This is a genomic window from Acidovorax sp. 22279 (assembly GCF_052045435.1).
In the GTDB taxonomy this organism is placed as follows: Bacteria; Pseudomonadota; Gammaproteobacteria; order Burkholderiales; family Burkholderiaceae_C; genus Acidovorax; species Acidovorax delafieldii.
This window is the reverse complement of sequence record NZ_JBQEOV010000019.1, coordinates 25,408-38,376: the sequence shown is the minus strand read 5'-3', so window position 1 is coordinate 38,376 and position 12,969 is coordinate 25,408. Positions and strand designations below refer to the sequence as shown.

The window sequence follows — 12,969 nt, the reverse complement described above, 5'->3', positions numbered from 1 at the left end:
TCCGAGTGCATGGGGCGTGGCTTCCATGCCTTCTTTGTCTTCGCTGCTTGAGGCCCGCCGGATCCGCGCGACATGGCTGCGAACATTGATGGCTACTGCAGCCAAAGGGTAACTTTGAAACATGAATTAAAATGCATGTGTAGAATTTTTGTGCAGTATAGATCGTGTTTTTTGGATTCGGGTGGCCGATTTGAGCCTGCGTTCTAGGTAGTTTCCAGCAGGGAGGCGGTAGCGGCGCCGACCGGTGCCCGGAGGTGTTCCAACGGACCGATGACCTCTCGCGCTCCTGCCGCATGGCCCTGCCTGCACAATCGCGGACTGATCATCGGACCCGTCGTACATGGCAGGACGTCTTGCCGGGGTGATAGCAGTGTTGACTGCACGGCGCCCGCCACCATCCAGTCTGCGCTGAGTTGATGCAGCTTGCGGTTGCATCCGCATTTTTAATTCTGTATGCCTCCTTCTTCTCCCTCCGACCTTTCTCCTTCTGCACCGTCCCGGCCGCCATTGGCGGCGCGCCTAGCCGAATGGCTGCGGCATTTCTGGCCCGCCCCGCTGGGTATTGATGGAAAAGAGCGCCTGCGCTTTGTGGTGGGCGCGGTGATCGGTGTGCTGCTCACGGCATGGCTCAGCCGCTGGTGGGCCCAGGGGAATGGCACTGGACCGTGGATGGTGGCTTCTCTGGGCGCCAGTGCCGTACTGGTGTTTGGCATGCCCTCCAGCCCGCTGGCGCAGCCCTGGCCTGTGTTGGGTGGCAGCACCTTGTCGGCGCTGGTGGGGGCGGTCTGCTCTGCGTTGATTCCGGACAAGGCCCTGGCAGGGGCGGTGGCAGTGGGGCTGGCCATCGCGCTCATGGTGCCATTGCGTTGTCTGCATCCTCCGGGTGGGGCCATGGCGTTGTACGTGGTGTTGACCTCTGGCGATGGGTGGCACCTTGCGGCATTCCCGGTGTTGTTCAACGTCGTACTCCTGTTGATCGCCGCCGTGGTCTACAACGGTTTGACAGGCCGTCGCTACCCACATCCTCAGCGTGTCACGCCGCGGGTGGCAACGAGTCAGGGCGCTTTCACTGCGTCGGATGTCGATGCGGCGCTGGCCCATTACAACCAGGTGCTCGATGTGAGCCGGGCGGATTTAGAGGGGTTGTTGCACCTGGCGGGCCGCGCAGCTTTCCAGAGAACCCTGGGAGAGTTGCGCTGCGCGGACATCATGTCCAGTCCGCCTCACGCTGTGGAGGCCGGCGTGTCGCTGAAGGAGGCGTGGGCCCTGATGCGTTTGCAGCAAATCAAGGCGCTGCCGGTGGTGGATGCGCAGCGCCAGGTGATCGGTATCGTGACGGTGGCCGACTTCATGCGGCTAGCCAACCTGGACACCCATGAAGGGCTTGGGCAGCGGTTGCGCACACTGGTCATGGGGCGTGGTGGGCAACCCCAGGCAGTGGGCGAGATCATGTCCCACCCTGTCCAGGTGGCGCGCTCGGCCCAGCATGCGATGGACCTCGTGCCGCTCTTTTCGCAGGGCGGACACCATCACATTCCCATCGTGGATGATGTAGATCACCTCGTTGGCATCATCACCCAGACCGACCTCGTGCGCACCCTGGCCTCGGCGGTGCAAGGCCGATAGCGGATGGTTTTCGAGGTTCTGGCTGCGAGCGCTGCGCCCGCACCACAGGGCAGACCGGGTGTCCCATAGGCAAAACACGGCTTGTCGCGGTACAATTGACAGGCTTTGCACAGCGCTGACGCCTGTTCATTGAAGCCGTCTCCCGGCCCTCTGCCTGATCTGCGCCCTGGGTGCAGCGACTCCCACCGCCCGCCATGCACCGTGTGTCGAGTTTCGACAACGCTGCAGCTGCCGTGGTGAATGCAATAAAACCGCGCAGGCGCCGACCACAGAACATTTGCTTTGAAGACATAGAGAAACACATGGCCAAAGAAGAACTCATTGAAATGCAGGGCTCCGTCACGGAAGTCTTGCCCGACTCGCGATTTCGCGTCACGCTGGACAACGGCCACCAACTGATTGCCTACACCGGCGGCAAGATGCGCAAGCACCACATCCGTATCCTGGCTGGTGACAAAGTGTCCCTGGAGATGTCGCCTTACGACCTGACCAAGGGCCGCATCACGTTCCGCCACCTCGCCGGTCGCGGTCCTGGCCCTTCCTCCAGCCGCTGATCTTTCCGTTTTCGGTCCGTGGCAGACCGAGGCGGTTTTATAGTTTTTTTCTGGTTCGTCTCTTGCCACGTCGCGTTCGCGCGACCGCTCCCTCCTGCGAACTCTTCGCCCTGCTACTTTCTAAAAAAAGTCAAAAAAGCAGGCGATGAGCCAAAAACAGGGGAATTGGCGGGTTAGAATACGAGCTGTCGGAGCGTAGCGCAGCCTGGTAGCGCATCTGCTTTGGGAGCAGAGGGTCGCGAGTTCGAATCCCGCCGCTCCGACCAATGTTTGAAGGCCTTGCAGCAAATGCTGCAAGGCCTTTTTTCTTGCCCCGCCTGGTGCCTTTCAACGCAGAGGCGATCGGGCGATCGGGGTCTCGGTGGCGAGCGGAAATGGGCTATTCACCGCCTTCGCTTCCAGCAGGCTCGCGGAATCTACGTACCATTGTGGCCATCGCCGGTTGGCTCCCATTCGCACCGCCCCTGCCGTTTACCGCGCACGGTGCTTGCTGGTATCTCCATGACCTTCTCTGTGCTCTCTAAAGCCGCTGCCACACCGTTACCCCAGTCCGAAGCGCTTACCCAGCCTGCAGTGCAGCGATACGACGCGGTCGATGCTCTGAGGGGAGTCGCCATGGTGTGGATGACGGTGTTCCACTTCTGTTTTGATCTGAGCCACTTCGGCTTGTGGGCACAGAACTTTCGTGTGGATCCGTTCTGGACCACGCAGCGCACCTTCATCGTGAGTCTTTTCCTGTTTTGCGCGGGACTGGGCCAGGCCATTGCGTTGCATCAGGGACAGGGCTGGCACCGGTTTGGGCGCCGCTGGGTGCAGATCGCCGGGTGTGCGCTGCTGGTGTCCGCGGGGTCGTTTGTGATGTTTCCGGCCAGCTTCATCTATTTCGGTGTGCTGCATGGCATGGCGGTGATGTTGCTCATCGCGCGCTCTACGGCAGGGTGGGGGCGCTGGCTGTGGCTGGCCGGACTGGTGGCCGTGGCCTTGCCGTGGGCTGCGCAGCAGCTTCTGGCGGGGGTATGGGCCGATGCCGCACCCTGGTTCAATGGGCGAGCCCTGAATTGGCTGGGGCTGGTGTCCCGCAAACCGTTCACGGAAGACTATGTGCCCGTGTTGCCTTGGTTGGGTGTGCTCTGGTGGGGGCTTGCTGCAGGTCAATGGGCCATGCGCGCGCGCAGGGGCTTGTTGCAATGGCGGCTACCCGTGGTGGTGCGGCCTCTGGCAACGCTGGGGCGATGGAGCCTGAGCTATTACATGCTCCACCAACCGGTGATGATCGGCCTGCTGATGGCTGTGGTGTGGCTGATGGGGCGGACCTGAGCCTCGTCGATCTGTCGGGTCTTGCTAAACAGGCCGAGCCATAAAAAAACGCGACCGAGGTCGCGTTTTTTTATAGCCATGACGGCTGCGGGGCCGAGTGGCTTATTCCACCTTGGCCTTGGCGCGCAGGTCTTCCTGGAACTTGGCCAGCTTTTGCTGCTGCAGTTGCTGCGCCACTTGGGGCTTGACTTCTTCGAGCTTGGGCAGCTCTGCCTGGCGCACATCGTCCAGGCGGATGATGTGCCAGCCAAACTGGCTCTTCACGGGCGTCTCTGTCATCTTGCCCTTTTCGAGCTTGACCAGCGCTTCGGTGAACTCGCTCACGTAGCTCGATGGGTTGGCCCAGTCGAGGTCGCCGCCCTTTGCGCCGGAGCCTGGGTCCTTGGATTGCTTCTTGGCGATGTCTTCAAACTTGGCGCCCTTCTTGATGGACGCGATGATGGCCTTGGCGTCGGCTTCCTTTTCCACCAGGATGTGGCGGGCCTTGTATTCCTTGCCGCTGTTGGCTGCCACGAACTTGTCGTATTCGGCCTGGATTTCAGCGTCGGTGACGGGGTTCGTCTTCTGGAAGTCGGCGAACAGTTCGCGAATCAGGATGGCCTGGCGTGCCAGGTCCAGCTGGGCCTTGTAGTCTGCCGAGGTTTCCAGGCCGCGCTTTTGAGCTTCCTGCATGAAGATTTCACGGGCAATGACTTCTTCCTTGATCTGGCCTTCGATGTCGGGCGTCACGGGGCGGCCCGAGCGTTCGACCTGCTGCTTGAGCGCTTCGACGCGCTCCTTGGGAACTGCCTTGCCGTTAACAATGGCGACATTCTGGGCGGAAACGGGCAGGGCCAACGTGCCCAGCACGGCAGCGGCAACGAGGCCGGACAGGAGCTGTTTCTTCATGCGGAATCCAAAAAATGAGGGGTTGTTTGCCGACTGAAATCCGGCAGATGTTGACTTGAGGCCGGCTCAGAGAACTTCAATGGCGAGGGCGTGAACGCCTTGGTCAATAAATTCTTGCAGCGCATCATACACAAGGCGGTGTTGGGCCACGCGGGAGCGTCCTGTAAAGAAAGGTGACGAAATTCGCACCCGAAAATGGGTGCCGAATCCCGTGCCGTTGGCGCCCGCATGGCCTGCGTGGGCGGCGCTTTCGTCCAGCACCTCCAGGTGGCTGGGGGTGAGGCGGTCGGCCAGTGTCTGGTGCATCTGGTCTGCGATGGAGTTCATGGGCTTCACACTCGTTCAGGTGGTGGGCTCGTCGCCCTTGAGGTGGGGCGCAATGTAGATACCCTGCGCCACCAGGAAGACCAGCGGAAACGCATAGCCCCACAGCTTGAAGTCCACCCAGGCTTCGGTGCTGAAGTTCATCACCACGTACGCGTTGATGGCGGACATGAAGGCGCAGTAGATGATCCAGGCCACGTTCAGCCGCTGCCAGACGGCGTCGGGCAAGTCCAGCTGGCTGCCCAGCAGCATCTTGAGGAAATTCTTTTTGAGCGCCCAGAGCGCCACCGCCAGGGCCACCGACATAGCGCCATAGAGCACTGTGGGTTTCCATTTGATGAACCGGTCGTCCTGCAGGACCAGCGTGAGCGTGCCAAACAGCAGGATCAGCACCAGGGTGACCTTATGCATGGTCTGCAGGCGCCGGTCGATGGCGTAGATGATGGCCATCTGCAAGGCCGTGGCCGCCATGAGCACGGCGGTGCCTACGTAGATGCCGTAGAACTTGTAGGCCCCGAAGAACAGCAGGATGGGGAAAAAGTCGATCAGAATTTTCATGGAGTCAGCAAGGAGTCCCGGGCTTCAGCGGTCGCCGGACTCGAAGTCCAGCGAGGCCGAGTTCATGCAATACCGCAACCCGGTGGGCGCTGGGCCATCTTCAAACACATGGCCCAGGTGCGCCCCGCATTGTGCACACACCGTTTCGGTGCGGACCATGCCATGGCTGCGGTCCACGATTTCGGTGATGGCGCCGGGGATGGCTTCGGAAAAGCTGGGCCAGCCGCAGCCCGCGTCAAACTTGGTGACCGATTCAAACAGCTTGGCGCCGCAGCAGACGCAGTGGTAGCTGCCGTCGGCCCAGTGGGCTTCGTACTTGCCGGTGAAGGGGCGCTCGGTGGCGGCATGGCGCGTGACCTGGAAGGCCACGGGTTCTGCACCTTTTTCGCGCAGCACGGCTTGCCATTCGGCGTCAGTCTTCTGGATGGGATGGGTCATGATGAACAGCTGATCTCGATGGAAGACGCCCAGTCGGGCGGGAAGGCGGCGTAGGCGTCATGCCCCGGGTGCTCGTCAAACGGGCGCTCCAGCAGCCGCTGCAGGGTTTGGAGTTCACCGAAGTCGCCAAGTTTCGCCGCACGAATGGCCTGTTCGCCCAGGTGGTTGCGCAGCACGAACTTGGGATTGGTTTTGAGCATCAAATCGGCTTGATGCGCTACATCCATATGCCTTGAGTGCTCTGAATATAGTAGCATCCATTGGTCCAGGCCAGCACGGTCCGCAAACAGGTCGCGCACGGGCTCCATGTCTTGGGCGCCCACGGCCTGCGACAGGCGGCGCCAGAAGATGGGGTAGTCCACCCGGTTCTGGGCCAGCAGCAGCAAGATGCCGTCGATGAGCGCGCCATCGCCGTCGCTGGCCTCCTGCAGCCCCAGCTTGCCGCGCATGCGGGCCATGAAGGCCTCGGGGAAAACCGTCTTGTAAGACTCCAGGGCCTGCTTGGCCAGTTCCTGGTCGCCGATCAGGGGCAGCAGCGCCTGCGCCAGGCAAAACAGGTTCCAGTACGCCACATTGGGCTGGCGGTTGTAGGCGTAACGGCCTTGCGAGTCGCTGTGGTTGCACACGTGGCCGGGCACAAACGCGTCGAGAAACTGGAACGGCCCGTAGTCAATCGTCAGGCCCAGGATGCTCATATTGTCGGTGTTCATCACCCCATGGCAAAAGCCGACCGCCTGCCACTGCGCCATGAGGCGTGCGGTGCGCTCGCTCACGGCCTGCAGCAGGGCTGCGTACGGGTTGCATGCCAGGTCGGTGCTGCCCCGGCATTCGGGGTAGTAGCGGTCGATGACGTAGTCGGCCAGCGTTTGCAGCGCGGCCTCCTGGCCGTTGGCAGCAAAGTGCTCGAAATGACCAAAACGCACAAAGCTGCGTGCCACGCGGGTGACGACGGCAGCGGTCTCGATTTCTTCGCGGCGGACGTGCGCGGGAGAGCCGGTGATGCACAGCGCGCGCGATGTCGGCACACCCAGGCCGTGCATGGCTTCGCTGCACAAAAACTCGCGGATGCTGGAGCGCAATACCGCACGGCCATCGCCCATGCGAGAGTAGGGCGTGCGGCCTGCACCCTTGAGCTGGACTTCCCACCCCGTAGCCGTCTCCCCGAGCAAGATGGCGCGCCCATCGCCCAGCTGACCGGCCCAGACGCCAAACTGGTGTCCGCTGTACACGCTGGCCAGGGGGCGCGAGCCTGCCAGCAGGCGGTTGCCGGTGAAGGCCTGCAGGGCCTCATCGCTGCGCAACGCGGCTTCATCCAGCCCGAGCAGTTGCGCCACGGCGGGGCTGGTGCCTACCCAATGGGGCGTGGGCAGAGGGGTGGGGCGCAGTTCGGTGAAAAAGTCGGTGCCCAGCGCGGCAAAGCGGTGGTCCCAGGCGAGGCCGAGGTCGGTGTGGGCGTCGCTGTCGGCAGTCAGGGTCATGGGCTGGATTGTCTCGCAGGCCGGATGCCCCGGCGCCCACAGGGCCATGGCAGGGCGGGGATAGCCTGCACCGCGACCGCTACAACAACGCTGCCGCCGTCAGGCAGGCCGGGCCTGACGCAGGCTGCAGCAGCTGCTGGCGGTATTGGCCTGGGGGCATGCCAAACCAGCGCTTGCAGGCCCGAAACAGGTTGCTCTGGTCGCTGAAACCCAGCTGGTCCGCCACCTCGGCCAGGCTGCGGCGCGGGTCGGCCAGGTATTGGCGTGCCAGCTCGCTGCGGGTGTCGTCCAGAAGTTGCTGAAAACTCACCGACTCTGCCTGCAGCCGGCGCTGCAAGGTGCGATCGGTGAGGTGCAGGCGCGCAGCCACGTCCTCGCGCCGGGGTTCACCGAGGTGCAGCATGCGCGATATCTCGGTGCGCACCTTGGCGCTGACCAGCGACTGGCCCAACGGGCCCAGTTGTCCCAGCTCGGCCTCCACCAGTTGTTCGTGCAGCGCCCACAGGCTCGGGTTGTGGGTGGGAATGGGTTGCAGCAGGTCAGCTTCGGCCATCAGAAAGCGGTTCACCGGCTGGCCAAAGCGGGGGGGCACGCCGAATGCCGCGCGATGCCGCGTGTCGTCGGCCGGCGCTGGGGTGACCAGCTCCACGGCCAGGGGCGTGAGGTCGCGCCGGGTGAGCCAATCGCACAGCGTCAGCAGGGTCAGCACCGCAAACTCCACCCGCTGTCGCGGTATGGGGCGCGAGGCGCCGATGTGGTTGAGCACCATCCAGTAACCGCGTGGGTCTCGCTCCATCGAGAACGTGGTGGCGTCGGAGATCAGCGCCATGTGCCGGTCCAGGTGCCTGAAGCCTTCGAGAAGGTTGGGCCCCGAGGCCAGTGCGTGACCGACCAGGTCCAGCTTACCGTAGCGCGCGGCCAGCTGGCGGTCCAGGCCCAGCCCCGGGCGATCGTAGTGCTGGGCTGCAGCCTCCCACAAGCGGCTGACGCGGTCCACATCCACGCGGGTGTGGGGGTGTTGCAGGCTCTCCAGGTCGATGTCGGCCTGCGCGCACAGGGCTTGCACCGGCAGACCTTCGGCTGCAAACAGCTCCGCAATGCCGCGCACCCAGGCGGCAGAGCTGGTGCGCTGCGGCAGTGGGTTCATGGGCAAGCCCCTGTCTCAGGGTTTACGCGCGGGTGGTGTTCTGAAGTCACTGTTTTGGTGTGGTTGCGATAGTGGGTTGTGGGCCGGGCGTTTCCACAATCGGCGCCGAGGTCGGTCCCAGGCGCGAGTGTGATGCGTTCTGCAGGCCCGCCCCATTCCTGAAAACCCCGAAGGAGACAAACAACATGGCCTATTTTGCAAAGAGCCTGCGCTGGGGCGCAGCCTGTCTCGCCGTTGTGATGACCACGGCGTGTGGTGGTTCTGGCGGTACGCCGCCCGAACTGCGCGAAACCCGCTATGGCATGGTGCGCGGCACGGATGACAGCACCACCAGCGGCACCTATGCCTGGAAGGGCGTTCCCTACGCACAACCCCCCGTGGGTGCCCTGCGCTGGCAGCCGCCTGCAGAGCCCGCCGCCTGGACGGGCGAGCGCAGCGCCACCCGGTTTGGTAGTGCGTGCCTGCAGATGGGCCGCATTTACGGCCCGGGCGCCAACAACCGCTTTGACGACACGATTGGCCAGACGCTGAACACCCCGCTGGGCAGCGAAGACTGCCTGACCCTCAACATCTGGCGTCCGGCCACCGCGCAGGACAACCTGCCAGTGCTGGTCTTTATCCACGGTGGCAGTGCCATCTCGGGCTACACCGCCGACCCGGTGTACGACGGCGCCGCGCTGGCCAAGTCGGCCAATGCCATCGTGGTCACAGCCAACTACCGGCTGGATGTGCTGGGGTATCTGCAGTTGCCCGCCCTGCATGCCGGCAACAACGGCAATGGAAGCAGCGCAGGCGGCAGCACCTATACCGGCAACTACGCGCTGCTGGACGTCGTGCAGGCGCTGCGGTTCGTCCAGGGCAACATCGCCCGGTTTGGCGGCAATGCGAGCAACGTCACGTTGATGGGGCAGTCGGCGGGGGCCATCAACGCCTTGGCGCTGCTGACCGCACCGCAGGCCACCGGGCTCTTCCACAAATTGGTACCGATCAGCGGCGGGATCTCCTTGGCGTCGAACCTGCCCGCCGGGTCCATCCCCACGCTCAACCCGGTCTCCCGCTACGCCACACAGGCCAGCCAGTTGCTGGCGCATCTGGCCGTGGCCGATGGCCTGGCACCTGGCCTGCCCGAAGCCCAGACCCTGGTGGCCAGCTGGCCCCCCGCGCAGGTGGCCAACTACCTGCGTGGCAAGGATGCGCGGGTCGTCTTGCAGACGGTGCTGGCAAAGGGGCTGACAGGTTCTGGCCCGATCCCGGACGGTGTGGTGGTTCCGGCCGATCCGATCACGGAGATTTCTGCGGGCCGCTATCAGAAAGTGCCTGTGTTGTCCGGCTACACGGCCGAGGAGGGCAAGCTGTTTGCCCCGTTCCTGGTGCTGCTGGGCGGCAAGCCCGGCATGAAGATCGGCGATGCAGAGCGCTTTGCGATGATGCAGCGCTTCGACCCTGATGCCCCCACCACCCTCACTGCGGCGGACATTCTGGATGCGTCCTACCTGCCGGTGACAGCCCCGGGCACGGGCTACAACGCACGCACCCAGCTGCTGGGCAATGTGTTCATTGGAGCCAGCCGCGACAACCTGCTGAACGCCCTGCGCAGCCAGCAGAGCAATGTGTGGAACTACCAGTTCAACTGGGCCCAGCAGCCCGCACCGTGGAACGATGTGTACGGCGCGGCCCATGCGTTCGACCTGCCCTTTGTGTTTGGCAACTTCGGTCCCTCGGTGTTTGCGAAGGCGACCAACAGCACCGCCAACCAGCCGGGGCGCCTGGCCCTGTCGCGGGCCATGATGGACGGCCTGCGCGCCTTTGTGCACACCGGCGATCCCAACAACGCCACGCTGGGCCAGACCTGGCAGCCGTGGCCCCGCAAGTTCATCTTTGATGCAGACCAGAAGGCGGTGCGCCTGAGCGTGCAATGACCCTCGTGCTGCAGATGTCGAACAGACCTCGGCCGAATGCGCGGGGTCAGTGCGCGGCCGTGGCGGCGAGGTATGCGTTCAGCGCCTCGTCGTCCACGATGGCCACGCGCCCGAAGTCCAGCGACACAATGCCCATGCCCTCCAGCGACTGCAGCACCTTGTTCACGGTCTGCCGCGACAGGCCGACCAGCTGGCCCAGCTCTTCCTGCGTGAGGTTGAGCCGCCGGGTGCTGCGCCAGAACAGGCGGCTGAGGTACAGCGCCACGCGGTGCTCGGTGGACTGGGTGCGACCGGCTTCGATGATGGTCATGGCCTGGCCCAGCCGCATGTTCAGATGCAGCACCAGGAACTGGTTGAACGCCAGGCTGGTCTCGCGCAGCGTGGCAAACAGCGGCAGGGGCAGGCACAGCAGGGTGGTGTGGCGCAGTGCCACCACGTGGTACCGGCGGGGCTCGGGCTTCATGGCCGAGCCCTCGCCAAACCATTCACCGTCAGGCACGCCGATGAAAGCGGACGACCGGCCCTTGCTGGTGGGGCTCTGCAGCATCACCAGACCCGACAGCACGGCATGCCAGCCCCGCACGGCGCTGCCGGCGGGCATCATCACCGCGCCCTTGTCGGCCTGCTCGGCAAACACCTCTTCGCGCAGCCGCTCCTGCATGGCAGCAGGCAGGCTCGCGAACCAAGGCTGGGCGGCAATGAATCGTTGGGCAGAAGGGGCAGCGCAAAGCATGGGCCCGATTGTCGCTGCAGCGGTGCCGGCGGTTCAGGGTATTCCCTTGCCCTTTGTCAGTGGGGCGACAAGTGTTGGCAGCCATGCCCGCCGGGCGCACACTCCGCTGCGGTTCACGGAGGCCAGCGACCGCGCAACCATGCCGCCGCCGATGCCATGCCAGTGCGGTGGTGCGGCGTGTGTGGGTTCATCCCAGCGGCGTGCGGGGGCACGACGCGGGCGACACCCGGACGCCGATACGCGCGCTACGATGACCGTTCCATTCACTACAACATCCAAGGAGTATTCATGCTGGGCTTGATGCAGAGTCAACCGTTGCTGATTTCGTCGCTGATCGAATTCGCAGAGCGCCACCACGGCGACGCCGAAATCGTGTCCCGACGGGTGGAGGGGGACATCCATCGCTACACGTACCGCGACCTCGCCGCACGTGCCCGCCGCCTGGCCAACGCGCTGGATGACCTGAAGCTCCAGTTCAGCGACCGGGTGGCCACGCTGGCCTGGAACGGCTATCGCCACATGGAGATGTATTTCGGCGTGAGCGGATCGGGCCGCGTGCTGCACACCGTCAATCCACGCCTGCACCCCGACCAGATCGCCTGGATCATCAACCACGCAGAAGACCAGGTGATGTGCTTTGACACCACCTTCCTGCCCCTGGTGCAGGCGGTGCACACCAAATGCCCCACCGTCAAGAAATGGGTCGCCCTGTGCGACGCCGACAAGCTGCCGGCCGACACCGGCATCCCCGGCCTGACCAGCTACGAAGCCTGGATTGGTGCGCAGTCTTCGGACTACGCATGGCCTGAGTTCGATGAGAACTCTGCATCGAGCATGTGCTACACCAGCGGCACCACAGGCAACCCCAAGGCCGCGCTGTACAGCCACCGCTCCACCACGCTGCACGCCTATGCTGCGGCGCTGCCTGATGTCATGTGCCTCTCGGCCCGCGACTCGGTGCTGCCCGTGGTGCCCATGTTCCACGTCAATGCCTGGGGCATTCCGTACTCGGCCGCGCTCACTGGCTGCAAGCTGGTGTTCCCCGGCCCGGCGATGGATGGCAAGTCGATCTACGAATTGATCGAAGCGGAGAAGGTCAGCTACGCGGCGGGCGTGCCCACCGTGTGGCAGATGATGCTGGGCCACATGAAGCCTGCGGGCCTCAAGTTCTCCACACTGCGCCGCACGGTGATCGGCGGATCGGCTTGCCCGCCCGCCATGATCCACGCCTTCAAGGAAGACTACGGTGTGGAGGTGCTGCACGCCTGGGGCATGACCGAGATGAGCCCGCTGGGAACGCTGTGCACGCTCAAGAACAAACACCTCGTCATGTCCAAGGACGAGCAGATGAAGATCCTGCAAAAGCAGGGCCGTGCGATCTATGGCGTGGACATGAAGATCGTGGGTGGCGACGGCAACGAGCTGCCCTGGGACGGTAAGACCTATGGCGACCTGCTGGTCAAGGGCCCCTGGATCGTGGGCAGCTACTTCAAGGGCGAGGGCGGTGACCCGCTGGTGCGCGACGCGCAGGGCAGGGGCTGGTTCCCCACCGGTGACGTGGCCACCATCGACGCCGACGGCTTCATGCAGATCACCGACCGCAGCAAGGACGTGATCAAGTCCGGTGGCGAATGGATCAGCTCCATCGACATCGAGAACATTGCGATGGCCCACCCAGCCATTGCCATGGCAGCGTGTGTGGGTATGCCTCATCCCAAGTGGGACGAGCGCCCCATCGTGGCCGTGGTCAAGCGGCCTGGCGCAGAGGTGACGCGCGAAGCGCTGCTGGCCTTCTACGAAGGCAAGACGGCCAAGTGGCAGATCCCTGACGACGTGGTGTTTGTCGATGCCATTCCGCTCGGTGCCACCGGCAAGATGCTCAAGACCAAGCTGCGTGAGCAGCTCAAGGATTACAAGCTTCCCGGCCTGTGATCAAGGTGGGGCAATGCATGTGTGCGCATCGCTTGCGAGCGCCATTTTTTGCACT

Annotated in this window: 12 protein-coding genes and 1 tRNA gene; 6 read left to right on the top strand and 7 right to left on the bottom strand. The window is 63.8% G+C overall.

Translation table 11 applies throughout. From position 1 onward, the window contains the following. Positions 1–453: 453 nt before the first annotated feature. From ACTJKQ_RS21110 to ACTJKQ_RS21095, 4 genes are all read left to right on the top strand, one after another. On the top strand, positions 454–1,626 hold the full coding sequence (locus tag ACTJKQ_RS21110) for an HPP family protein (protein ID WP_260667344.1): 1,173 nt from the start codon (positions 454–456) through the stop codon (positions 1,624–1,626). Between the two features lie 302 nt (positions 1,627–1,928). Further along, complete coding sequence (gene infA / locus ACTJKQ_RS21105; RefSeq protein WP_015014402.1) at positions 1,929–2,180, top strand: translation initiation factor IF-1; 252 nt, start codon at positions 1,929–1,931, stop codon at positions 2,178–2,180. A gap of 189 nt (positions 2,181–2,369) precedes the next feature. Next, positions 2,370–2,446, top strand: a tRNA-Pro gene (locus ACTJKQ_RS21100). 235 nt (positions 2,447–2,681) lie between these two features. Then, complete coding sequence (locus ACTJKQ_RS21095) at positions 2,682–3,497, top strand: DUF1624 domain-containing protein (protein WP_440597970.1); 816 nt, start codon at positions 2,682–2,684, stop codon at positions 3,495–3,497. A 102-nt stretch (positions 3,498–3,599) separates the two neighbouring features. Here ACTJKQ_RS21095 and ACTJKQ_RS21090 read toward each other — a convergent pair whose 3' ends face one another. The 6 genes from ACTJKQ_RS21090 to ACTJKQ_RS21065 all read right to left on the bottom strand — a co-directional run bounded on the left by ACTJKQ_RS21090 (position 3,600) and on the right by ACTJKQ_RS21065 (position 8,330). Further along, entirely contained in the window at positions 3,600–4,385 is a 786-nt protein-coding gene (locus ACTJKQ_RS21090) for a peptidylprolyl isomerase (protein WP_056063551.1), read from the bottom strand. 66 nt (positions 4,386–4,451) lie between these two features. Beyond that, positions 4,452–4,712 carry a BolA family protein gene (locus ACTJKQ_RS21085; protein ID WP_056746271.1) on the bottom strand — a complete coding sequence of 87 codons (261 nt, stop codon included), beginning with the start codon at positions 4,710–4,712 and terminating at the stop codon, positions 4,452–4,454. A gap of 15 nt (positions 4,713–4,727) precedes the next feature. Further along, positions 4,728–5,267: a septation protein A gene (locus ACTJKQ_RS21080; protein ID WP_056063543.1), complete on the bottom strand. Its 540-nt coding sequence runs from the start codon at positions 5,265–5,267 to the stop codon at positions 4,728–4,730. 24 nt (positions 5,268–5,291) lie between these two features. Beyond that, positions 5,292–5,705, bottom strand: coding sequence for a peptide-methionine (R)-S-oxide reductase MsrB (gene msrB, locus ACTJKQ_RS21075; RefSeq protein WP_440597969.1), 414 nt, complete (start codon positions 5,703–5,705; stop codon positions 5,292–5,294). Next, positions 5,702–7,183, bottom strand: coding sequence for a protein adenylyltransferase SelO (locus ACTJKQ_RS21070; protein ID WP_440597968.1), 1,482 nt, complete (start codon positions 7,181–7,183; stop codon positions 5,702–5,704). The genes msrB and ACTJKQ_RS21070 overlap by 4 nt, the downstream gene beginning before the upstream one ends. Before the next feature lie 79 nt (positions 7,184–7,262). Then, positions 7,263–8,330 (bottom strand): AraC family transcriptional regulator, encoded by a 1,068-nt coding sequence (locus ACTJKQ_RS21065; protein WP_056746266.1) that lies wholly within the window; start codon positions 8,328–8,330, stop codon positions 7,263–7,265. Positions 8,331–8,515: 185 nt separating this feature from the next. On the opposite strand from ACTJKQ_RS21065, the gene ACTJKQ_RS21060 reads away from it, so the two are divergent. After that, on the top strand, positions 8,516–10,249 hold the full coding sequence (locus ACTJKQ_RS21060) for a carboxylesterase/lipase family protein (protein WP_440597967.1): 1,734 nt from the start codon (positions 8,516–8,518) through the stop codon (positions 10,247–10,249). A 46-nt stretch (positions 10,250–10,295) separates the two neighbouring features. On the opposite strand, the gene ACTJKQ_RS21055 is transcribed toward ACTJKQ_RS21060, so the two are convergent. Beyond that, complete coding sequence (locus ACTJKQ_RS21055; protein ID WP_440597966.1) at positions 10,296–10,982, bottom strand: Crp/Fnr family transcriptional regulator; 687 nt, start codon at positions 10,980–10,982, stop codon at positions 10,296–10,298. A gap of 288 nt (positions 10,983–11,270) precedes the next feature. Between ACTJKQ_RS21055 and ACTJKQ_RS21050 the strand changes: the two genes are divergently transcribed. Further along, positions 11,271–12,914 (top strand): 3-(methylthio)propionyl-CoA ligase, encoded by a 1,644-nt coding sequence (locus ACTJKQ_RS21050; protein WP_146871968.1) that lies wholly within the window; start codon positions 11,271–11,273, stop codon positions 12,912–12,914. The last annotated feature ends 55 nt before the right edge of the window (positions 12,915–12,969 follow it).